We start from the raw sequence: 26,888 nt of genomic DNA, 5'->3' as shown, positions 1-26,888 counted from the left end.
GCAGATGTGCTCTTCGACGTGAAGAACACACCAATCGTTATTCGGGTGTATTTCCGAGATGAGAATCGACGACAGGCCCGATCACGTCGGCAGCGTCCGCATTGGTCATCTCGTTGTGGAAAACGTCGACATCGTGGATGACGATATCTCCTGTGACATACGGTCGCCATTCCTGCGGGGATCGAACAATTCCATCGCTCGCGCCCTTCGTTGCCGAGAAGAACAAAACATCTCCGTCGAAGACGTCCGGGATGAACTCGGCCATCATTCGAGTCGAGTTCTCGAATCCCGCATTGATACGACGGAGGTGATCGGCGGAGACGCCGGTCGTCTGACCCAACGACTCGTCGAGCAGTTCGACCCCCCGTTCGTAGGTCAGTGGCTCTGTCGACGCCTGAGCCGACAGGTCGAGCCCCAATCCGGCGAGCAGATTCTCGACGCTCAACGCTCCCTCGGCCTGTTCGCCGTCGTGTCCGTCCACGTAGCTGTCGAGGAGAGCAAGGGTGGCGACGTCGCTGCCGGTGCTGCGCAGTTCCACCGCTATCGCATGAGCCAGTGAGCCGCCGAGCGACCACCCCAGAAGGTGGTACGGACCGACCGGCTGGACGGCGCGGATCTCGTCGGCGTACCGGTGGGCGAGATCGCGAATGGATCCGAAGCTCGACCCTTCCACGATGCTCGGCAGCTGCAGGCCGTACACGGGACGGTCGTCGCTCAGGTGTGAGACGAGACCGGCGTATCCCCATGACAATCCGATTCCCGGGTGGACACAGAACAACGGGGCCTTGGACCCGCTGCCGCGCAGCGGAATCACGACTCCGAACACAGAATCGAGGTCGGCGCCCCCCGCGTCGGCATCCGCGGCGACCCGCGCGGCCAACCCTGCCGGCGTCGGATCGACGAACAGTGCCTGCAGCGGCACCCGAACCCCGATGGCGTTCTCGATGGCAGGCACGATCTTCGTGGCCACCAGCGACGTTCCGCCCAACTCGAAGAAGTTGTCGTCCATGCCGACCCGTTCGACCCCGAGAACCTGAGCGAACGCGTCGGCGATCGCGGCTTCGACATCGGTGCCCGGTGCCCGGTACGGAGTTGTCGACACGGTCAGCTCGGGAACCGGCAGCGCCCGTCGATCGAGCTTGCCCACCGGAGTGAGCGGAATGTCGTCGAGCTCGATGATCGCCGACGGAACCATGTGCCGCGGGAGCACTTTGGCCACGCGATCGCGAAGTGCCTCGGTGTCGACCGATTCGCCGTCGGCCGCGAGAACGTAGGACACGAGGACGGTGTCACCGGACGCAGCCGTGTGACCGATCGTGGCGGCGAATCCGACCTGTTCGTGCTCGGTGAGAGCGGAATCGATCTCGCCGAGTTCGATACGGAAACCGCGCACCTTGACCTGGAAGTCACTGCGCCCGACGAACTCGACGGCCCCGGCACTGCCCCAGCGCACGACGTCGCCCGTTCGATACATCCGATCGCCCGGAGTGCCGAAGGGATCGGCGACGAAACGCTCGGATGTCAGTCCGAAACGACCGAGGTATCCGCGGGCGGTGCCTGGACCGGCGATGTAGAGCTCGCCCGACACTCCGGCCGGGACCGGTCGGAGTCGTGCGTCGAGCACCAGGAACCGGAATCCGGTTCCTGGCCTGCCGACGTCCACCGTGCCACCGGGCACCAAAGGTCCACCGACACTTGCCTGAATGGTGGTTTCGGTCGGACCGTAGCCGTTGAACATCGTTCGGCCCGGTGCCCATTTCGCCACCAACTCGGGAGTGCAGGCCTCGCCGCCGACCGCGAGGACCCGAACGGTGCCCAGACGTGTCTCGTCGATCGACGACAGCGCCGCCGGCGTCAGGAACGCATGCGTGACGTGCTCGGATTCGAGCAGGTCGGCCAAGTCGCCGCCGCCGAAGACTCCCGGCGGCACGATGACGACGGTGGCACCGACGCCGAACGCCATCGTCAGCTCGTAGATCGATGCGTCGAAACTCGGCGACGCGATGTGCGAAACACGCGAATCCCGAGTGGGGCGGAATCGCTCGATCACCTCGGCCTGGAGGTTGGCCAGGCCACGGTGCCGTACCGCAACGCCCTTCGGCCGACCGGTCGAGCCCGAGGTGTAGATCAGGTAGGCCGGGTGGTCGATGTGCAGGGTGGCCGTGCGATCGGCATCGGTCACCGCGTCCGCCGGGTAGCGAGATAGCTCCGCGGAGGTTTCCGGATCGTCCAGAACCAGCCACGGGACCGTGTCGGGCAGCGAAGCCCTGTTGTCGATGTCGGTCAGACCCATTGCGGCATGGGAATCTTCGAGCATGTGCGCAATTCTGTCCGCCGGATAGTTCGGATCGACAGGCAGGAACGCGGCACCGGTCTTCGCCACAGCCCACACCGACAGCACCGACTCGATCGATCGAGGCAGCGCCAACGCGACGAACGTTTCGGGACCGACCCCGTAGTCGATCAGCATCCGAGCGATCCGGTTGGACCAGCTGTCGAGATCGGCGTAGGACAGGCTGATGCCTCGGTAGGTCACGGCCACTGCGTACGGATCGAGCGCGACCGCCGCCGCGAGCAACTCCGGCCACGTCCGAACTGCCGCGTCGGCGTTTCCTCGCGCAGGCACCAACGTGCGCTGCTCGTCGGCACCCAGAAGTTCGATGTCTCCGACCACCGTGTGTCGGTCGCGTCCGACGGCATCGAGAACTCGGATCAGTCGCGCCGCGATGGCCTCGACGCTGGACGCGTCGAACAGCGATGTGGCGTAGTCGAATGCGGCCTCGAAGCCGGACGGACGCCCCTGGTCGTCGAAGGTCTCGGACAGCAGCAATTGCAGATCCTGCTTGGCCACCGGAACGTCGAAGTCGAAGCCTTCGACACGTAGGTTCGGCAGCTCGAGCGAGGCCTTCTCGTTGTTCTGGAACGACAGCGCGACCTGTGACAGCGGAGCGTAAGCCGTCGAACGCGTGGGATTGAGAACCTCGACGATTCTCTCGAAGGGCATTTCGGTGTGATCGAATGCGTCGAGGTCGTGTGTCTTGACCTGGTTCAGCAGATCGTCGAACGTCGCGGACTCGTCCACTCGGCTGCGCAGCACGAGCGTGTTGACGAACATGCCCACGAGGTCGTCGAGCGCCGCGTCACCGCGCCCGGCCACCGGGGTGGTGATCGCGATGTCGTCGGTGCCGCTCAGGCGTGCCAGAACGACCGCGAACGCGGCGTGCAGAACCATGAACATGCTGACGTTCTGTTCGCGCGTGACGGCGACGAGGGCGCGATGGATGTCGGCATCGACGGTGAACCGGACTCGGCCGCCGCGGAAGTCCTGAGTGGTCGGCCTCGGTCGGTCCGTCGGCAACGGCAACAGATCGGGAAGACCAGCAAGCGCGGTGGACCAGTGCTCGAGCTGAGCCGCAGCCACACTCGACGCGTCCTGCTCGTCACCCAGCAGCGAACGCTGCCAGATCGTGTAGTCGGCGTACTGGACGGGCAGCGGCTGCCAGTTCGGTGCCTGACCGGCACTGCGCGCCGAGTAGGCGAGCACGACGTCGCGAGCGAGAGGTGCCATCGACGCGCCGTCGGCGGCGATGTGGTGCACCACCATGGCGAGTACGAAGACGGGATCCTCCGACGCGTCGTTGTCGGCGTCGAGCACCTCGAACAGCTCGACGTGCACCGGGATCTCGGTGGTCACGTCGAAACCTCGACCGGCCAACAGAGCCACGCGATCGGTGAGAACAGCGGCATCGATCCGTTCGGATTCGACCGCGGGCGCGACCTCGGCAGCCGGGTGCACGAGCTGCACCGGGAACTCGGGGCCGTCGGGGAAGGTCGTGCGCAGGGACTCGTGGCGCCCCAGAACATCGACCACCGCGTCGGCCAGCGCAGCGGTGTCGAGCCGTCCGGTCAGTTTGACGACCAACGGCACGTTGTACGCCGCCGACGAGGTGTCGAACTGGTTGATGAACCACATCCGCTGCTGAGCGAGCGAGAGCGGAATGTGCTCCGGACGCGTCGCGGCAACGAGGGCCGGCCGCTGCGTACGTGGGTCGGCCGAGCCGACTGCGCTCGCCAGACCCGACACCGTCGGGGTCTCGAAGATCGTGCGGACCCCGATCGAGGTACCGAATTCGGCATTGACGCGAGCGATCACTCGCGTTGCGCTGAGAGAGTCGCCACCGAGCTCGAAGAAGCCGTCGTCCGCACCGACTCGACCCACCTCGAGGATCTCGGCGAAGACCGCCGCGACCGTCAGCTCGGCAGGCGTGCTCGGCTCGCGGTACGACGTGGCCGTGCCGAACTCCGGTACCGGAAGTGCTGCGCGGTCGAGCTTGCCCACCGGTGTGAGTGGAATCGACTCGAGCACGACGATGGCGCTCGGAACCATGTGCGCCGGCAGCGCGGTGGCGAGATGATCGCGCAGAACGGCCGTGTCGAAGGTATCGACCGTCTCGGCCGGGTCGTCCCCCGTCAGGCGAACGTAGGCCACGAGAACGGTGGCACCGGTCGGCCCGGGAGTTCCGAATGTCGCCGCGAAGTCGACCGCCGGATGAGCAGAGAGCGCTGCGTCGATCTCTCCGAGTTCGATGCGGAAGCCACGGACCTTGACCTGGGAGTCGCTGCGACCGACGTACTCGATGGTCAGATCCGGCGACCAGCGCACCACGTCTCCGGTGCGGTACATGCGCGCACCGGGAGCGCCGAACGGATCGGCGACGAATCGTTCGGCCGTCAACCCCATCCGATCGTGGTAGCCGCGGGCCAATCCGACGCCCGCGAGATACAGCTCACCCACCACCCCGATGGGAACCGGCTGCAGTCGCGAGTCCAGAACCACCTCGTACACACCCCGTACCGGTCCGCCGATCGAGACCGCCTCGCCGGCCACCATCGGTGCACTGATGTTGGACATGATCGTGGCCTCGGTCGGTCCGTACCCGTTGAACAGGTTGCGGCCCGGAGCCCACTTGGTGACCAACTCGGCCGGGACCGCCTCGCCGCCGACGACCACGTCGGCGAACGTGTCGAGCCCCGCGGGATCGACAGAGGCGAGGGCGGACGGGGTGATGAAGCCGTGAGTGACCGATTCCTCGGCCAGCAACGATGCCAGCTCGGCTCCGCCGTACACGGTGGGCGGAACGATCACCATCGTGGCTCCGACGCCGAACGCGAGCAGGTACTCGAGCACGGACGCATCGAAGCTGGGCGACGAAACATGGAGCGTGCGTGAGTCCTTCGTGACTCGATAGCGCTCGCGTTGCTCGGTAGCGAAATTGTCGAGGCCGGAGTGGGTGACCACGACCCCCTTCGGAACACCCGTCGAACCCGACGTGTAGATGGTGTACGCGGCACTCGAGAGGGTGACGCGACCGTGGCGTTCGTCGTCGGCGATGGGCTCGTCGCTCACCGCGTTCGGGCCATCGGTGGCGAGGTCGTCCAGAACGATCCACGGCACGGTCGACGGCAGATCGTCGAGGTGACTGCGGGTGGTGACACCGAAAGACGCTCCGGAGTCGGCCAGCATGTGCTCGATGCGATCGGCCGGGTAGTTCGGATCGACCGGCACGAACGCGGCACCGGACTTGGCGACGGCCCAGACGGTCAGCACCGACTCGATGGATCGTGCGATTCCGAGCGCCACGAACGTCTCGGTACGAACACCGTGACCGAGCAGGATGCGGGCGAGACGGTTCGACTGTCGATCCAGCTCGCGGTACGTCAGCTCGCCGTCGACGCTGCGTACCGCGACGGCATTCGGGTCGACGGCAGCTGCGTCGGAGAAGATCTCCGGCAGCAACCGAGTCGATCGGCCTTCGAGTCCGAATACCGGTGCCAGCGAACCGAGTTCGGCATCGGCGAGCAGACTGAGTCGAGCCAGCGGCTGCTGCTCGTCGGCCAGTACCGCATCGAGTACCCGCTCGACCCGATCGACGATCGCGTGCACGTCCTCGATCTCGAACAGTTCGGGCAGGTACTTGGCCTTGAGGTTCAAGCGCTCGTCCACCGACGACACCAGGGTGAGCGGGTAGTGCGCGGCATCGGTTCCGAGGATGTCGGTCACCTGCATGCCGGCGAAATCCGTTGCCGCAGAAGCTCCGGCGCGATCGACCGGGTACGACTCGAACACGGTGAGCGTGTCGAATGCGACGCCGGCACCGGCTGCGCGCTGGATGTCGGTCAGACCGAGGTAGTGGTGGTCGAGCAGTGCTGCCTGTTCGGCCTGCACGCGATCGACCAGAGCACCCAGAGTCTCGGCCCGATCGAGCGTGACCCGAACGGGCAGTGTGTTGATGAACAGCCCGATCATGCCTTCGATGCCAGGGACCTCGGGCGGCCGACCCGACACCGTGGCACCGAAGACGACGTCTTCGCGTCCGGTCAGAGTGGCGAGCACGATGCCCCACGCGGTCTGAACGAGGGTGTTCAGAGTCGAACCGCGGCGCGCTGCGAAATCGCGCAGTGCCGCTGTGGTCTCGATCGACAACGACCTTTCCGTCTCGCTCGAGACGGTGGACAACTGTCGGCCCCGATCACCGGTGACCAGCAGTGTCGGCTCCTCGACACCCGCCATCGCACTGACCCACTGCGCCGTGGAGATGGCGACGTCGCGTTGCCGCATCCACGCGAGGTAGTCCCGGTATGCGGGCACACGCGGCAGCATCGAATCGTCGGACTCGGTGACGTAGAGCGTGATCAGTTCCTTGACGACCAGAGGCGTCGACCAACCGTCGAGCAGGATGTGGTGGTTGGTCAGCAACAGTCGCCAGTGATCGTCGGCGAGGGTGATCAGCGTGAATCGAAGCAGCGGCGCCGAGTCCATCTCGAACCGCACACCGCGATCGGCGGCGAGCACGGCCTCGAGCGCGGAGTCGACGTCGGCCTCACCGCGTAGATCGACCTCGGCCCAGGGAACCGTCACCGAATTCTGCACGATCTGCAGGGATTCGCCGGCGCTGTTGTGCACGAACGCTGCTCGTAAGTTCGGATGGCGAGAGACGAGCTTGTTCACGGCGGAGTGCATCCGCTCGGCATCGACGACGCCACGCAGCTCGAGGCCGAGCTGCACCATGTAGGCGTCGACGCCCGCAGTGTCACTGCCGACCTCGCCGGCGAGGCGCGCGTGGAACAGCAAGCCGGCCTGCAGCGGCGACAGCGACCACACGTCGTCGAGGTCGGGGAACTGCTGCTCGAGCACCTCGATGGAGCGCTGATCGATGTCCACCAGCTCGAGGTCGGACGGGGTCAAGCCTCCCGCACCCTGCACCGAGGCGTGCTCGGTGATCGCGGTCAGCGCCTGCGTCCACAGTTCGATCAACCGATCGACCTCGTCGGAATCGAGGATGCCCGCCGGGAACGCGAAGGTGGCGTCGAGCTGCGGACCGTCGGGCGTCGAGGTGGTGACGGCGTTGATGTCCAGCGCAGCCGGCACGGGCATGTCCGGATTCTGCGCGTCGCCGAGCTCGGCATCGGCGACGGGAATCCAACCAACGTCGGCCATGCCTTCGGTGGAGCCGGTCGAGAATCGTCCGAGGTAGTTGAAACTGACCTGAGGCGCGGCGAAACCGGAAAGCGCCTCGGTTCCAGCCGAATCGAGGTACCGCAACATGCCGTAGCCGATTCCGTGATCCGGGATCTCGAGCAGCTGTTCCTTGACCGCCTTGATCAGTGCACCGGCGGAGTCGCCACCCGACAACGCGTCGGCGACGTCCACCGAACCGAGGTCGAGTCGCACGGGGAAGATCGTGGTGAACCAGCCGACGGTTCTGCCGAGATCGGCTCCGGGAACCACGGCGTCTTCACGGCCGTGGCCTTCGAGCGTGATCAGGGCGCTGCTGACAGCGGCTCCCCGTTCACGACGCCACGCGGTCAGTGCCAACGCCAAGCCGGCCAGGAGGCCGTCGTTGACGCTGCCACGGAAGACGTTCGGCACCGTGGTCAGCAAGCGCTCGGTCACCTCGACGGGAAGTGATGTGCGGATGCGCTGCACGGTGGCGTCGACGTCGATGCGCTTGTCGAGTGGTCGCGAACCGATCGTCGGATCGGCACCGCTCAGAATGCGCTGCCACAGCCCGATCTCGTCGGCGCGGCTCGCCGTGACCTCGGCCAAACCGGTGGACCACCGCCGCATCGATGTGCCGATCGGTGCCAGCGCAGGCGCGTCGCCGGCGATGATCTGGCTCCATGCCGTTGCGAGATCCGGCACGAGGATGCGCCAGGACACGCCGTCGATCACGAGGTGATGCGCGACGACGAGCAGTCGGCCGGACCCGTTCGGGCCCTGGAACCACACCATCTGAACCATGACGCCGTCGGCTGGGATCAGTCGATCTGCTGCGGCGTCGAGCTCCGTTGCGGCGCGGGAAGAGAATGCGGCACCGTCCACGGAATCGACCGAGACCGCATGGATGACCGACGCGGCGGACACGGTGCCGATCGGAGATACTTCCTCGTGCCAGATGCCGTCGGCATCCTGGTACAGCCTCGACCGGAGCATGTCGTGACGATCGAGCACCGCCTGGACGGTGCGCTCGAGCGTCTCGGTCTCGATGCCGACCGGAAGCTGAAGCAGGGCGGTCTGGGTGTAGCGGCCGAAGTCGGTGCTGCGGTCCAGCATCCAGCGAACGACGGGTGTCAGAGGCAGCGAGCCGACTCCCCCACCGTCGAGCTCTTCCAGCACGACGGCGTCGCCCCCGAGAACGACGACCTCGGCCAGCGCCGCAACGGTCTTGCGCTCGAAGATGTCGCGCGGAGCCAGGACCAGACCGGCCGCCTTGGCACGTGAGACCAGCTGGATGGACATGATGCTGTCGCCGCCGAGCGCGAAGAACGAGTCGTCGACGCCGACGGTGTCGAGGCCGAGCACGTCGGCGAACAATCCGGCAAGGATCGACTCGACTTCGGTTGCAGGCAAACGGCTTTCGGTCACGTTGGCCGAGAAGTCCGGAGCCGGCAGTGCACGGCGATCGAGCTTTCCGTTGGCAGTGAGCGGCAGCTCGTCCAGCACTATCAGCGCAGCCGGAACCATGTAGGACGTCAGCGAGTGCCCGACGAAATCCAGAACGGCGGAGTGGTCGAGGGTTCGACCCGCCTCGGCGACGACATATCCGATCAGGCGATCACCGGATCCGTCGTCACGGACCGAGACCACGGAGGCCGCGACACCGTCGTACGCCAGCAGAGCACTCTCGATCTCGCCGAGCTCGATGCGGAAGCCGTGCAACTGCACCTGCATGTCACTGCGGCCCAGGTATTCCAGTGCACCGTCGCGATTCCATCGCGCGGTGTCGCCGGTGCGGTACATCCGGGCACCGGGGTCTCCGGACGGATCGGCGACGAAACGGGTGGCCGACAGCCCGGCCCGGCCGAGGTAACCGCGAGAGAGCTGTGCCCCCGAGACGTACATTTCACCGGTCACGCCCGGCGGCACCGGATTGAGACGGGTGTCGAGAACCGCGACGTGCAGCGCGGGAATCGCCTGACCGATGACGCTGGCCGAGGCCGAGGCGGCGAACTGTTCTGTCAGGGCCAGGTGACTCACGTGGACGGTCGTCTCGGTGATGCCGTACATGTTGACCAGAGTCGGAGCGGATTCGTCGTGCCGGGCGTACCAGCGAGCCAACTGACCGAGATCGAGTGCTTCTCCGCCGAAGATCACGTACCGCAGCGACAGATCGGAGTCCGCGGTTCCGGCGAGGTTTCCGGTCGCAACTCGATCCGCTTCCGCGAACTGGTAAAACGCCGTCGGTGTCTGGTTGAGAACCGTGACCTTCTCGCGTACCAGCAACTCGCGGAACAGCTCCGGGGAGCGCGCGGTGTAGTAGTCGACGACGACGAGTGTTCCGCCGTGCAGCAGCGGTCCCCACAGCTCCCATACCGAGAAGTCGAACGCATACGAGTGGAACATCGTCCAGACGTCGCGATCGTCGAAATCGAAGAGATCGGCTGTGTTCGCGAACAGCGTCGCCACGTTGCGGTGCGCGATCTGCACGCCCTTGGGGCGACCGGTACTGCCCGAGGTGTAGATGACGTACGCGATCGAATCGGCGCTGGTGCCACCCGAGCGGTCCGCATCGGTCAGCGGGGCACCCGACATGACGTCCAGTTCGGCGATCAGCTCGGGCGAATCGATCTCGAGGACATCGAGATCCGAGGCGGGCACTGCCGCACTGTCGGCAACCGTGGAGATCACACAGACGGGCGAGGCGTCCTCGAGCATGAACGCGAGCCGATCCGCTGGGTAGGACACGTCGATCGGAAGGTAGCCTCCACCGGACTTGATCACCGCGAGCAGAGCGACGATCAGCTGCTCGTTGCGCGGCATCGCGACCGCCACGAGCGATTCCGATGTCACACCGCGCTGGACCAGAAGCCGCGCGAGTCGGCTCGACCGGTCGTCCAACTCGGCGTAGGTCAGCATGTGATCGCCGAAGACGACCGCACGCGAGTCGGGGAATTGCGCTGCTGCGGTGGCGAATCGATCGGCCAACGTCGCGTCGGATGCCACGAGACCTGCGTGGTTCCACTCACCCGTCATGGCATCGAGCTCGCCCGGGAGCAAGAGGTCGATGTCGCCGACTGCGCGCTCGGGATCGGTTGTCACCGAGGCGAGCACAGCACCGAATCGTGCCGAGAACTCCCGGACGGACGATTCCTCGAACAGATCGACCGCGTAGGTGATCGCGGCGGTCATCCCGGCCGGCGCACCGGACTCGTCGTACTGCTCGGCGACGGTCAGCTGCAGATCGAACTTCGCGACGTGCGCGTCGATGTCGACGGCCTCGACCGTGAGCTCCGGTAGTTCGAGCGCGGCCGAGGTGTTGTTCTGGAATTCGACCAGCACCTGGAACAGCGGCGAACGGTCCGTCGAACGCGCGGGATCGAGAACGTCGACCAGTCGCTCGAACGGAACATCGGTGTTGTCGAACGCCGCCAGATCTGCTGTGCGGGTGGCACGGAGCAGATCGTTGAACGAGAGCCCCGGTGTCACCTGGGTACGCAGAACCAGCGTGCCGACGAACATGCCGATCAGATCGTCGAGCGCGGCCTCGCCTCGACCGGCGATCGGCGTTCCGACGGCGATGTCCTCGGTGCCGCTGATGCGTGCCATCAGAATCGACCATGCCGCGTGCACGGCCATGAAGACGGTCGCCTCGTTGGCGCGCGCCGACTCGACCAGTGCCGAATGGGTTGCTCGGTCGATCTCGAACCGAACACTGTTGCCGCGCATGGACTGCCGAGTGGGCCGCGGGTGATCGAGCGGCAACGGCAGTACGTCGGGAAGATCCGCGAGAGCGGTCTTCCAGAAATCCAACTGCTGCGCGGCGAGGGACGCGGGATCGGCCTCGTCGCCGAGGACGGTGCGTTGCCAGATCGCGAAGTCCGCGTACTGAACGTCGAGTGGTGCCCACATCGGAGCGCCGGTCGCTACGCGAGAACCGTAGGCGACCATGACATCTCGCGCCAAGGGTGCCATGGAGGCACCGTCGGCGGCGATGTGGTGCACGACGATCGACAGCACGAATTCGTCCGCTGCAACCCGGTACAGCACCGCGCGGAACGGTAGATCGGTCGTGACGTCGAAACCTGTTGCGGCAGAGGCAGAGATGGCCGAAACGATCTCGTCGGCGTCCAGATCGACGACGGCGAGATCGGTTCTCACCGTCTGCGCATCGAGGATCTTCTGCTCGGGGCGCTCACCGTGGCTCGGGAACACCGTGCGCAGCGACTCGTGCCGTTCGAGAACGTCCCCGACCGCCGCACTCATCGCGTCGATGTCGAGTCGACCCGTCAGCCGGACCGCAAGCGGGATGTTGTAGGCCGCAGAGTCGACGTCGAATTGGTTGATGAACCACATCCGTTGCTGCGCGAGCGACAACGGAATCGAATCCGGTCGCGGCTTGGCCACGAGTGCGGGACGGCGCTCGGTGCCGGTCGGATCGCTGTGTACGCGCACCGCAAGCGACTCGACGGTGGGAGCCTCGAACAGTGCACGCACGCTGATCGTGGTGTCCAGGGCGGCATTGACCCGAGCGGTGAGTCTGGTGGCGCTGAGCGAGTCCCCACCGAGGTCGAAGAAGCTCGAATCGATTCCGACACCGCCGTCGATCCCCAGTACCTCGCCGAAGATGTCGGCAATGACCTGCTCGGTGTCGTTGCGCGGTGCACGCGAATCGTCCCCGAGATGAAGATCGGGTGCGGGCAGGGCGTTGCGGTCCAGCTTGCCGGCCGGTGTCAGCGGAATCGATTCCAGGGCGACGAAGGCCGTCGGGATCATGTGGGTCGGTAGCGAATTCGACACATGACTGCGCAGAGACACCGCATCGATCTGCTCGCCGGACCGCGGAAGGACGTAGGCGACGAGAATGGTGTTACCGGCCGGACCGTCGACACCGACGGTGGTCGCGAACTCGACGGAAGGATCATCGGTCAGGACGGCGTCGATCTCGCCCAGTTCGATGCGGAAACCGCGCACCTTGACCTGGAAGTCGCTGCGCCCGACGTATTCGAGCGTTCCCGACTCGGTCCACCGGACGACATCGCCGGTGCGGTACATCCGCGCACCCGGTTCGCCGAAGGGATTCGCCACGAAACGCTCGGCCGTCAGGCCGAATCGGCAGTGGTAACCCCGGGCGAGCGCCGGACCGGCGAGATAGAGCTCACCCGCAACACCGACGGGTACCGGGTGCAGTCGCGAGTCGAGGACGACCTCGCTGAACCCGATTGTCGGCGAACCGATGTCGATCGTCGAATCGATATGCAGCTGATCGCTGACGGACGAGAAGATGGTCGCTTCGGTCGGACCGTACGCGTTGAACATCCGGCGGCCCGGTGCCCAGCGGGCGACGAGTTCCGGCGGACAGACGTCGCCACCGGTCGCGACGACTCGCAGCTCCGTCAGGCCCTCCGGATCCACCGATGCAAGCGCGGCTGGGGTGACGAACGCATGCGTCACCTGCTGTGCAGCGAGCAGCTGAGCCAATTCGGCTCCACCGTAGACCGACGTCGGCGCGATGACCATCGTCGCGGCACCGGAGAGCACCATCAGCAGTTCGAGAATCGAGGCATCGAAGCTCGGAGACGCGAACGCCAGAACCCGAGCGTCCGGGGTCACCTCGAAACGAGTGCGCTCCTCCTCCGCCAGGTTCGCCAATCCCCGGTGAGTGACGGTGACGCCCTTGGGGACACCGGTCGAGCCGGAGGTGTAGATCAGGTACGCGACCTGATCGATGTGCATCGGGCGGATACGGTCGCCGTCGAGAACCGGCGCGGTCGAGTGACCGGCGATGTCGGCGCGCGTGTCGTCGTGATCGAGAACGGTCCACCGGGCGGATCCCAGACCCTCGACCGCGGATGTGTGCGCGGACACGGTCAGGCCGAGCGAGGCGTTCGAATCGACGAGCATGTGCTCGACGCGATCGCGCGGGTAGTTCGGATCGATCGGCAGGAATGCCGCGCCGGTCTTCGCGATCGCCCAGATTCCGAGTACCGATTCGATGGAACGTGGCACAGCCAGTGCGACAACGGTTTCCGGACCGGCACCGCGAGCGATCAGCGTTCGGGCGAGAGCCGAGGACTGCGCGTCGAGCTCGGCGTAGTCGACCGTGCGCCCGTCATTCCACAGAGCGGTGCCGTGCAGGTTGCCCGCAGTAGCGGCGGTGAGGATGTCCGGGAGCAGTCGAACTGCTTCGGCAGCCGGCCCCTGGACCGGTGCCAAGCGGACCAGTTCGTCGTCGGACAGCAACGACAGGGACCCCACGAGTCGACCGGTGTCGGTGGCAATGGCGTCGAGGACCCGCACGATTCTGTCGACCGTCGCCTCGACGACGCTGTGCTCGAACAACTCCGGCAAGTACTTCGCCTCGATGTGCAGCCGATCGTCGACCATGGCGACCAAGGTCAGCGGATACTGCGCTGTGTCGCTGCCGTCGTGCACGTCGTGCACCCGCATCCCGGCGAGGTCGGTCTCGGCCGACAATCCCGCGCGGTCCATCGGGTAGGACTCGAACACCGTCAGGGTGTCGAAGGCGACGGCCGGTCCCACCGCACGCTGGATGTCGGTGAGGCCGAGGTAGTGGTGATCGAGCAGAGCGGCCTGTTCGGCCTGTACCCGCTCGAGGTACTCGCCGAGTGTCTCCGACGGATCGAGCACGATCCGCACCGGCAGAGTGTTGATGAACAGACCGACCATGGCCTCGATGTCGGAGACCTCCGGCGGGCGTCCGGACACGGTGGCACCGAACACGACGTCGGAGCGTCCGGTCAGAGTGCCGAGCACGAGGGCCCACGACGCCTGCACCATGGAGTTCATCGTCACGCCACGTGCACGAGCGACGCTGCGCAGCCGGTCCGTCTGCTCCACATCGAGCGAGACCAGCGACCGACCTGCCAACGTCGACTCCTGGCGCCGGCTCTCGACCGGCGTCAACAGGGTCGGCTCGGACAAGCCTGCGAGCGCGTCGGTCCACGCGGCCAGTGCCGACGAACGGTCACGCTTGGCCAGCCACGACAGGTAGTCGCGATAGGCGGGAACCCGCGGGAGCACGGTTTCGTCGCCGTCGACCACGTAGAGCGTCAGCAGGTCCTTGAGCAGCAACGGTGTGGACCAACCGTCGAGCAGGATGTGGTGGTTGGTCATCACCAGACGCCACTCGCCGGGCGCCACCGTGATCAGCATGAAGCGCAACAGAGGTGCCTGCGCCATGTTGAATCTGGTGGCGCGGTCGTCGTGTTCGATGCGATCGAGCTCGACGGCTCGATCGTCGGCGTCCAGTCCGGTCAGGTCGATCGACGACCAGGGAGCGTCCACGTCGTGGTGAACGATCTGTATGGACTCGCCGTCGTCGTTGTGAACGAAGGCAGTCCGCAGGTTCGCGTGTCTACGCAGGAGCGCTCGAGCAGCACGTCGGAACCGTGCCTCGTCGACGCTTCCGCGCAGCTCCAACACGAGTTGGACGATGTAGGCGTCGACGGACTGATCCGACAGCTCGGCGTGGAACAGCAATCCGGCCTGCAGGGGCGTCATGGACCAGATGTCGTCCAGCGTGGGATAGACCCGTTCGAGGTGGTCGATGGAACTCTGATCGAGCCGCACCAGATCGAGGTCGGACGGCGTGAAGCCACCGGCCCCCGGTCGCTGGGCGAGCTGTGTCAGCGCGGTGAGGGCCTGACGCCACAACTCCGCCAGTTCGGTGACCTCGGCGGCGGCGAGCACCCCGGTGGGGAAAGCGAACGTCGCCTCGAGGCGCGGGCCGGTCGGCGTCGCGGTGGTGACGGCATTGATGTCGAGCACTGCTGCTACCGGTAGATCGGCGTCCTGCGAATCGCCGACACCGGAGTCGTCGACCGGCAGCCAGCCGTGTCCACGCAGCTCGTCCGGAACGTCGGTGCTGTAGCGCCCGAGATAGTTGAAACTGACCTGGGGAGCCGGGAAGTCGCGCAGAGCAGCGGCGCCGTCCTCGTCCAGGTAGCGGAGCATGCCGTAACCGATGCCGTGATCGGGGACCGCCAGCAACTGCTCCTTGACCGTTTTGATCAGTCGTGCTGCGTCGGCACCGCCGGCGAGTGCGTCGTCCAGGTCCAGACCGGCGAGGGTGAGCCTGAGCGGGTAGATCGTGGTGAACCAACCGATGGTCCGGCCCAGATCGGCACCGGGTACCACGTGGTCCTCGCGGCCGTGACCCTCCAGCGAGATGAGAGCGTCGTCCACGGTCACTCCCCGACCACGTCGCCACACCGCCGTGGCGAGCGCGAGTGCGGCGAGCAGACCGTCGTTGACGCTGCCGTGGAACGCATCGGGCAGTGCTGTCAGTAGCCCCTCGGTGACGTCGGTGGACAACGTCATCTCGATCTTGTCCACCGTCCGGTACACGTCGATCTCGCGATCGAGCGCGCGTGATCCGATGAGCGGATCCGGTTGTGCCAGAACGTCGCGCCAGATCGCCAGCTCGTCACCGCGGGTGGCGGTGACCTCACGCAACCCGTGCGACCACCGACGCATGGAAGTGCCGACCGGAGCCAGCTCAGGAGTGTTCCCGCCGATGATCTGGGCCCATGCCGACGCGAGGTCCGGAACCAGGATTCGCCAGGACACGCCGTCGATGACCAAGTGGTGGGCGACGACGAGCAGACGGCTCCCCTCGGGGCCGGCGTCGAACCACACCATCTGGATCATCACACCGGAATCGGGTGCCAACCGGCCGACTGCTGCTTCTGCCTCGGCCGTTGCCTGCTTCGAGAACCCTTCTCCCCGAACGGTCGTCGACGCCACGCGGTGCACGACCGAGTTCGCCGCGATCGATCCGGCGGGAAGCACCTCCATCGTGGGGTGCTCACCCCGGTGCAGAACGCCGCGGAGCATGTCGTGGTGATCGAGGACCGTTTGCACGGTTGCCTCGAGCACATCCAGCTCGATATCGACCGGGAGGGTGAGAACCGCCGTCTGCGTGTGCTTGTCGAGGACAGCCGTCCGATCGAGCATCCAGGCGACGATCGGAGTCAGCGGTACGTCACCGACACCGCCACCTGGCAATTCCTCCAGTACGAGAGGTGCAGTGCCGTCTCCGGACGCGACCACCTCGGCCAGTGCCGCAACGGTCTTGTGCTCGAACACATCTCGTGGCGACAGAGACAATCCGGCTGCCTTGGCACGCGAGACCAGCTGAATCGACATGATGCTGTCGCCGCCGAGAGCGAAGAACGAATCGTCGACGCCGACGCGGTCCAGTCGAAGAACCTCGGCGAACAATCCGGCCAACGTCTTCTCGACCGCGTTGTCCGCATCGCGACCGGCCGTGACCTGAGCGGACCAGTCCGGTTCGGGGAGTGCGTTTCGGTCCAGTTTGCCTGCGGGAGTGAGAGGAATGGACTCGAGCATCACGAACGCCGAGGGCACCATATGCGCAGGCAACACCGAACCGGCATGCTCGCGCAACGCATCCGCCTCGACCCCGGCACCGGCCACCGGCAACACATACGACACCAACACCGTTGCCCCAGCAGCACTCTCACGACCGATGGTGACCACGAAATCGACACCCGGCACCGCAGCCAACACCGAATCGATCTCACCCAACTCGATCCGGAAACCACGCACCTTCACCTGGAAATCGCTACGCCCCACATACTCCAACGCACCCGAAGCATTCCACCGCACCACATCACCGGTGCGATACATCCGCGAACCCGCACCACCGAACGGATTGGCCACGAACCGCTCCGCCGTCAAACCCAACCGCGCGTGATACCCACGAGCCAACGCCGGACCCGCCAGATACAACTCACCCACCACACCCACCGGCACCGGATTCAACCGCGAATCCAACACCACCTCCGCGAAACCGATCGTCGGCGAACCGATATCGACCGACTCCCCCACCACCAACGCCGACGAGATCGACGAGAAAATCGTCGCCTCCGTCGGACCGTACGCATTGAACATCCGCCGACCCGGCGCCCACCGCGCCACCAACTCCGGCGCACACACATCACCACCGGTCACCACCACCTCGACCGACTCCAACCCCACCGGATCCACCGACGCCAACGCCGCAGGCGTGACGAACGCATGAGAGACCCGCTCCTGCGCCAACAACGACGCCAACTCCACCCCACCGAACACCAACGGCGGAGCAATCACCATCGTCGCCCCACCCGAGAACGCCAACACGAACTCGAGAATCGAGGCATCGAAACTCGGCGACGCAAACGCCAACACCCGCGACGACGGACCCACACCGAACCGAACCCGCTCCTCGGCAGCCAAGTTCCCCACACCACGATGAGTGACCACCACACCCTTGGGCACACCCGTCGAACCCGACGTATAGATCAGATACGCCGCATCATCGAGCCGCAACACACCCGAACGCTCGGCATCCAACACCGGAGCAGACGACCGAAACGCCAGATCCGCCACCACATCGGCATCATCGAGCACCACCCACGACACCCCACCCACACCCGACAACACACCCACATCGGCACCCAACGTCACACCCACCACAGCACCCGAATCGACCAACATGTGCTCGATCCGATCCACCGGATACTTCGGATCCACCGGCAAGAACGCACCACCGGCCTTCGCCACCGCCCACACCGCCACCACGGACTCCACCGACCGCGACAACGCCAACGCCACGAACGACCCCGGACCCACCCCACACGACATCAACATCCGCGCCAACCGCGACGACGCCGCATCCAACTCACCATACGAAACAGACCGCGACCCCGACACCACCGCAACACCACCGACACCAGCAACACCCACAGCATCAGCCAACAACTCCGGCAACACCACACCCGCCACAGACCGCGGCCCCCGAACCGGAGCCAGCGAGTCGTACTCGTTGGCAGACAAGATCTCGATGTCACCGACTCGGATGGACGGCACGGCGGTCACGGCGTCGAGGATTCGTACCAGGCGATCGGCGAGAACTCGGACGGTATCCGCGTCGAACAGTTCTGTGGCGTAACGGAATCCGGCTTCGATGCCGACCGGTGCGCCGGACGGGTCGAATTCCTCCGAGATCGTCAACTGCAGATCGAAGTTGGAAATGTCGTTGGGTAGCTCGATGCTCTCGATCGACAGTCCGGGCAACGTCACGGTCGGTCGGTCGGTCTGCTGGAACTCGAGCATCACCTGGAACAACGGCGCATGGGCAGTCGACCTCGCGGGATCGACCGCGTCCACCACCCGTTCGAACGGGACATCCGAATGCGTGAACGCGGCCAGGTCCACGGAGCGAACGTCCGAGAGCAGGTCCTCGAACCGCATCGAGCCGGGAACCTGAGTGCGCAGAACGAGGGTGTTGACGAACATGCCGACGAGTTCGTCGAGTGCGGCGTCTCCTCGGCCCGAGATCGGCGTTCCGACCGAGATGTCCTCGGTACCCGAGAGTCGGGCCAGCAGTACGGCAAGGGCCGCGTGCACGATCATGAACGAGCTCGAATTGTGTTCGGCGGCAACAGTAGCGAGGCGGGCATGAACCGAGGCGTCGATCTCGAACGTCACGCTGTCGCCGCGCAGGGAAGCCACCGCGGGACGCGGGCGGTCGGTCGGCAGCGTCAGAACCTCGGGACTGCCGGACAGTGTCTCGACCCAGTAGGCGAGCTGCTTGGCCATCAACGACTCGGAATCGGACTCCGCGCCGAGGAACCGGCGCTGCCACAGCGCGTAATCGGCATACTGCACCGGCAACGGTTCCTGGCTGGGTGCATGCCCTGCGGCGCGGGCACTGTAGGACACCATCAGGTCGCGGGCCAGCGGGGCGCTCGAGAACCCGTCGGAGGAGATGTGGTGCACCACCATCACGAGCACATGCTCGTTCTCGCTGACCCGAACCAGTCGAACTCGCAGCGGAACGTCGGCCACGACGTCGAAGCCCGAGCCTGCGACGTCGGCGATCAACTCCAGAACGTGGCGCTCGTCGTTCGCGAGGATCGGAGTCAGATCCGGCAGTGCAGATTCCACGTCGAGGATCGACTGCACCGGAGCGTCGTCGGTCAGCGGGAACATCGTGCGCAGCGACTCGTGTCGACCGAGCACGTCGGCGATGGCCGAGTGCATCGCATCGACATCGAGCGCGCCGCTCAGGCGCATGGCGAACGCGACGTTGTAGGCAGCCGATTCGGTGTCGTACTGATTGATGAACCACATCCGCTGCTGGGCCAGCGACAGGGGCACTGCATCCGGTCGCTCCTGCGGGACCAGCCGAGGGGCGGCTGCAGCGTCGTGCTCACCGAGTTCGATGCCTGCCGACAGCGCTCGCACGGTGGGGGCGTCGAACAGATCCCTGATACCGATATCGGTTCCGAGTGCCGCATTGATTCGCGCGACCAACCGCATCGCGATCAGCGAGTTGCCGCCGATTTCGAAGAAGCTCGACGTGACACTGACCTGGGCCATACCGAGCAGATCGCCGAAGACTCCGGCGACGATCTCCTCGACCGGGTTCTCGGGCCCGAAGAATTCCGATGCAGCGACAGTGAATTCGGGCGCAGGCAATGCCTTCCGGTCGAGCTTGCCGCTGGCGTTGACCGGCAGCGAGTCGAGTACCACCACGTGTGAGGGCACCATGTACCCCGGGAGGCGGCGCGCGGCCTCGGCCGTCAGGTGCGCGGGATCGACGGCGTGGCCGGGCGCACCGACCACGTAGGCCACGAGGGTCTCACCGGTGTTCGGGTCCTTGTGCACCAGTGCGATCGCCTGTGCGACCGATTCGGATCGAAGGAGAACCGCTTCGATCTCGGGCAGTTCGATCCGGAGCCCTCGCAGTTTGACCTGAAAGTCCGTGCGGCCGATGTACTCGAGCTCGCCGTCGGCGCGCCAGCGCACCAGATCACCTGTGCGGTAGAGCCTCTCGCCCGGCTCGCCGAACGGATCCGCGACGAAGCGATCCGCTGTCAGGTCGCCTCGGCCGACGTACCCGCGAGCGAGTTGCACACCGGCGAGATACAGCTCGCCGGGAGCACCGATCGGAGCCGGTCGCAACGACGCGTCGAGCACGTACAGACGCGTGTTCCACACCGGTGCGCCGATGGGAATCGAGACGGACTCGCGCCCGGTCACGTGGTAGTAGCTGACGTCGACTGCCGCCTCGGTCGGACCGTAGAGGTTGTGCAGTTCCGCGAGTGAGAACTGCGCGAACTGCGCCGCGGTGGCAGGTGGAAGCGCCTCGCCGCTGCAGAAGACCAGTCGGAGCGAGACACATTCCGCAGCCCGTGCCCCGGCTGCGAACACCGCGAGCATCGACGGCACGAAGTGCGCCGTGGTGATGTGCTCCTGCGCGATGATGCGGGACAGATACACGGGATCGCGGTGTCCGTCGGGTTCGGCCACGACGAGCTTGGCACCGACCTGTAGTGGCCAGAAGAACTCCCACACCGAGACGTCGAACGTCGCCGGAGTCTTCTGCAGAACGGTGTCCGCAGGCTCGAGGTGATATTCGTGCTGCATCCACAGCAGCCGGTTCACGATGGCCGAGTGCGTGACTGCGACACCCTTGGGCCGACCGGTCGAGCCGGAGGTGTAGATGACGTATGCGGTGTTCGAGCCGTGCAGTCTTCCCAGTCGGTCCGAGTCGGTGATCGTGGAGTGGTCGCGATCGGAGACGTCGAGCAGATCGACGGCCAGGACCGGAGTTGCGACCGGGATGTTGATCCAGTCGCGACTGGTGGTGAGGATGCACACGGGCTGGGCGCTGGAGAGGACGTAGGACGACCGCTCGACGGGATGGTCCGGGTCGATCGGTACATAGGCACCACCGGCCTTGACGATCGCGTACATGCCGACGAGCAGATCGATCGACCGGCGAATCGCCAGGCCGACATGGGATTCGGGTGTCACGCCGAGCGAGATGAGATGACGCGCGAGCTGATTCGCGCGTTCGTCCAGTTCGAGATAGGTGATGTGTTCGTCCTCGAACACGAGCGCTGTCGAGTACGGACTGCGCTGTACCTGTCGGTCGAACAGACTGCTGAGCGTCATGTCGGCGCCGCCGGCCGGAATCTGCTGGTGGACCGGAGGTTCGATCAGACGTGCGGTGTCGTTCCACTCGAACAGGACGAGTTCCCGCTCCGCGGCGGACAGAATGTCGATGTCTGCGGTGCGTACGTCCGTCGACGTTCCGATGGTCGACACGATCCGCAGGAAGCGATCGACGAACCGGTCGATGGTTTCGGGATCGAACAGATCCGTGGCGTAGGTGAACGACGCCGACAGTGCACCGGACGGGTCGACGGGCTCCTGATCCACACGCAGCTGTAGATCGAATTTTGCCGTATCGGTGCCGATCTCCTCGAACCGAACGGTGAGATCGGGCAGCTCCAACGTGACAGCTGCATTGTTCTGGAACTCGAGCAGAACCTGGAACAGCGGCGAGTGGTCGGTCGACCGCACCGGATCGAGTACGTCGACCAGACGCTCGAACGGGATGTCGGTGTTGTCGAAGGCGGCGAGGTCGGAGCGACGAGTGTCGGCGAGCAGTTCGGTAAAGGTTGCTTGCGGCTCGACCTGTGTTCGCAGAACGAGGGTACCGACGAACATGCCGACCAGGTCGTCCAGGGCCGCGTCGCCTCGACCGGCGATCGGCGTACCGACAGCGATGTCCTGAGTTCCGCTCAGCCGCGCGAGCAGGAGTGCAAGCGCCGAATGAACAACCATGAACAGGGTCGAGTCATGTTCGGCAGCAACCGAACTCAATCGTGCGGCTACGTCGGCCGGAATCGTGAACGGGGTGACGCTGCCGCGCATCGACTGCCGGATGGGACGCGGACGATCGAGCGGCATCGGCAATACGTCCGGCAGATCCGCCAGAGCCGACTGCCAGAATTCGATCTGCCGCGACGCCACCGAGGTGGAATCGCTCTCGTCGCCGAGAACGGCGTGCTGCCACAACGCGAAATCCGCGTACTGGACGGCGAGTGGCTCCCACACCGGAGCCGAACCGGCGGATCGGGCACCGTAGGCGACCATCACGTCTCGGGCCAGCGGTGCCATCGACGCACCGTCCGCCGCAATGTGGTGGACGACGATGGAGAGTACGAAGTCTTCCGAACCGGTCCTGTACAGCACGGCACGGAAGGGAAGATCGACCGTGACGTCGAATCCTGTTGTCGCGGCAGCACGGACGAGCGCATCGACCGAGCCGGCGTCGACGTCGACCACATCGAGGGGCAGCGTCGATCCGGTGACGTCCTCGACCGGTGTGATGACCTGGTTCGGCAGATCGCCCACGGTCGGGAACACGGTGCGGAGCGACTCGTGCCGGGACAGAACGTCGCCGACGGCCGCAGCCATCGCATCGACGTCCAGTCGACCGGTCAGTCGCACGGTGAGCGGGATGTTGTACGCGGGCGAGGACACATCGAACTGGTTGATGAACCACATCCGCTGCTGTGCGAGAGACAGCGGGATCGAATCGGGCCGGTCCACGGCGACGAGCGCCGGACGGCGATGCAGCGATGCGCCCTTGGCCTCGGCCCGTTCGGACAGGGTCCTCACGGTCGACGCCTCGAAGAGGTCCAGCACCTTCAGATCGGTTCCGAGAGCCGAGTTGACCCGAGCGATCAGACGCGTTGCCACGAGGGAGTTTCCGCCGAGATCGAAGAAGCTGTCGGTCACGCCGACCCGGTCGACCTCGAGAACGTCGCGGAACACGGTCGCCACTGCGGCCTCGTACTCCGTTTCCGCGGCCTCGAATGCACCCTGCGAACCGAGTTCGGGTTCGGGGAGTGCGTTTCGGTCCAGTTTGCCTGCGGGAGTGAGAGGAATGGACTCGAGCATCACGAACGCCGAGGGCACCATATGCGCAGGCAACACCGAACCGGCATGCTCGCGCAACGCATCCGCCTCGACCCCGGCACCGGCCACCGGCAACACATACGACACCAACACCGTTGCCCCAGCAGCACTCTCACGACCGATGGTGACCACGAAATCGACACCCGGCACCGCAGCCAACACCGAATCGATCTCACCCAACTCGATCCGGAAACCACGCACCTTCACCTGGAAATCGCTACGCCCCACATACTCCAACGCACCCGAAGCATTCCACCGCACCACATCACCGGTGCGATACATCCGCGAACCCGCACCACCGAACGGATTGGCCACGAACCGCTCCGCCGTCAAACCCAACCGCGCGTGATACCCACGAGCCAACGCCGGACCCGCCAGATACAACTCACCCACCACACCCACCGGCACCGGATTCAACCGCGAATCCAACACCACCTCCGCGAAACCGATCGTCGGCGAACCGATATCGACCGACTCCCCCACCACCAACGCCGACGAGATCGACGAGAAAATCGTCGCCTCCGTCGGACCGTACGCATTGAACATCCGCCGACCCGGCGCCCACCGCGCCACCAACTCCGGCGCACACACATCACCACCGGTCACCACCACCTCGACCGACTCCAACCCCACCGGATCCACCGACGCCAACGCCGCAGGCGTGACGAACGCATGAGAGACCCGCTCCTGCGCCAACAACGACGCCAACTCCACCCCACCGAACACCAACGGCGGAGCAATCACCATCGTCGCCCCACCCGAGAACGCCAACACGAACTCGAGAATCGAGGCATCGAAACTCGGCGACGCAAACGCCAACACCCGCGACGACGGACCCACACCGAACCGAACCCGCTCCTCGGCAGCCAAGTTCCCCACACCACGATGAGTGACCACCACACCCTTGGGCACACCCGTCGAACCCGACGTATAGATCAGATACGCCGCATCATCGAGCCGCAACACACCCGAACGCTCGGCATCCAACACCGGAGCAGACGACCGAAACGCCAGATCCGCCACCACATCGGCATCATCGAGCACCACCCACGACACCCCACCCACACCCGACAACACACCCACATCGGCACCCAACGTCACACCCACCACAGCACCCGAATCGACCAACATGTGCTCGATCCGATCCACCGGATACTTCGGATCCACCGGCAAGAACGCACCACCGGCCTTCGCCACCGCCCACACCGCCACCACAGACTCCACCGACCGCGACAACGCCAACGCCACGAACGACCCCGGACCCACCCCACACGACATCAACATCCGCGCCAACCGCGACGACGCCGCATCCAACTCACCATACGAAACAGACCGCGACCCCGACACCACCGCAACACCACCGACACCAGCAACACCCACAGCATCAGCCAACAACTCCGGCAACACCACACCCGCCACAGACCGCGGCCCACGAACCGGAGCCAGGCGAGCGCGTTCGGCGGTGGACAGCAGGTCCACATCGCCGATCCTCAGATCCGGCTCGCCGATCACAGCGTCGAGCACGCGAACGAGGCGGCGGGCGAGCTGAGCCATGCTCGCGGCATCGAACAGTTCTGTGGCGTATTCGAAAGCGACCGCGACATCGTCGGACTCGTCGACGGTGACAACCAGATCCATGCCAACCCCGTCACGCGGCAGCGCGGACGGACCGAACCGGAGCGCAACCTGGGCAAGGGGGCTGTACGACTCCGAGCTCGGCAGACCGAGGGCCGTGACGACGTCCTCGAACGACGTCTCCCCGTGCGCCATCGCAGCATCGAAGTCGGTCCCGGACGCATCGACGAAATCGGCGAACGAGTGCCGAACGTCGGGTCGGGACCGCAGCACCACGGTGTTGCCGTCACCCGCAGGCACGGCGATCGACACGTCGTCGGTGTTGGCCAGTCGCGAAAGCAACACGGCGAGAACGGATTCGAGCACCACGAACGGAGTCGTGGAACGTTCGGCGGCCAACCGAGCCACTGCGGACCACGATTCGGATCCGATGGTCACCTCGTGGGATGCGCGAACATGACCGATGCGCGAGGGGCGCGAACGGTCGGTCGGAAGATCGAGGAGATCGGGGGCATCGGCGAGCCGGTCGGTCCAGTAGGCGAGCTGGGCTGCGGCGCGACGTCGACGTTGGCCTTCGCGTGCGCTGTCCGGATGTACGTCGACAACGGCGACATCGGGTCCGGCCGCGATGAAGGATTGCACCATGTCGACGAAACTCGAATGGTGTGCGGTGAGATCGTCGTCGTCGTACCGGTTGGGGTTGGCCCTGAAATCGACGAACGTCCTTGCCGGAGAACCGCTCTGATAGACGTTGACCAGAAGGTCCTCGACAGGACCCGAGGTCACGATGTTGAATTCGCCGACGATCGAGCCGAGTTCGATCTGCTGATGGAACAGCATCATGTTGACCATCGGGCCGGACAGTTGCTTGTCGCTGCCCGAAGCCGCAAGCTCACGCCGAATGTCCTCGATGCTGAAACGCTGGTGCCGCAGGGCCCCCATCAATTCGAGCTGGACCTGCTGAACCAGCTCGCCGACGGTCGCGTCCTGGGGTACATGGATCGAAATGGGTGCGACGTTGACGAGCATCCCACCGGATCGGCGAAGCAGCGCGGTGGTGCGCGCGGACACCGGGATGTTGACCGAGACGTCCTCCCGCCCGGTCATCCGCGAGAGGTAGCAGCCGAAGGCGGCGATGAACACCGCGGCCGCGGTTCCGCCCTTGGTCGCGTCGGACGCTTCGAGCTCGGTGACGACATCGTCGGGGAGAGCGACGCTGCGCAACTTACTGGCGGCGATCGTGCGCCCGGCAGTGTTGGACAGGGTGGCTCCGTCGTGGATGTCCGCGGCGCGAGCGGTCCAGTACTCCTTGTCCGTCTCGAAGCGAGACGACGTCCGGTATTCCTGATCGAGCTCGTAGAGCCGCCGAAGCTCGGCCGCCTTGCTGGGGGCAGGCTCGACGTGTTCGACGGCCGCGGTGTACAAGGCTGCGGTTCGATTGACGAGCGTCATCGCACCGTAACCGTCGAGTGCGACGTGATGAATCTTGCTGTACCAGAGGTTGCGATCGTCCTCGACCTGAATGATCCAGCTCTCGACGAGTGGATCGTGTTCCACGTCGACAGGTTGGACGTAGTTCTCGTCGATCCAGGCCAGCGCAGAGGTCATGGGATCGTCTTCGCCGCGCAGATCCAGGTAGTGCACGGACTGATCGATGGAGTGATCGACCATCTGGACCGGTTCGCCGTCCACCTCGGCCAGTCTCAGGTAGGCGGATTGAAATTCGTGTGCTGCGAGAGCCGACGCGTCCTGGAGAACGGCGATGTCAAGATCGCCGCGGAGGTCGACGTATTGCGCGATACAGACCGGGACGTCAGGAGCCAGCTGTTGAGCGAACCACATGCCACGCTGAGCGGACGACAGCGGGAACCCGTTCTCGAAGCCGGGGCCGGTCGGAGGCGTCTGAGACCCACCGGTGATTGCGGCGCGCATTCAGATGCCCTTCGGCGGCACGGTCACGACGACGAAGGCCGACGTCGAGTCGATCGACTCGGAGCCCTCGGGTCGG

The 26,888-nt window shown here is 65.4% G+C and carries 1 protein-coding gene; it reads right to left on the bottom strand.

Features of this window, described 5'->3' with window-relative positions; translation table 11 throughout:
• Positions 1-37: 37 nt before the first annotated feature.
• On the bottom strand, positions 38-26,812 hold the full coding sequence (locus CH274_RS09120) for a non-ribosomal peptide synthetase (protein WP_094657173.1): 26,775 nt from the start codon (positions 26,810-26,812) through the stop codon (positions 38-40).
• Positions 26,813-26,888 lie beyond the last annotated feature (76 nt).

It is taken from the genome of Rhodococcus sp. 06-418-5, assembly GCF_002258285.1.
In the GTDB taxonomy this organism is placed as follows: domain Bacteria; phylum Actinomycetota; class Actinomycetes; order Mycobacteriales; family Mycobacteriaceae; genus Rhodococcoides.
The sequence above is the reverse complement of the archived record's forward strand: the minus strand, read 5'-3'. Positions and strand labels throughout refer to the sequence as shown.

What these genes read in the sequence shown, in the direction of transcription:
- CH274_RS09120 (WP_094657173.1), bottom strand. Translation starts at nt 26,812, where the DNA reads ATGCGCGCCGCAATCACCGGTGGGTCTCAGACGCCTCCGACCGGCCCC.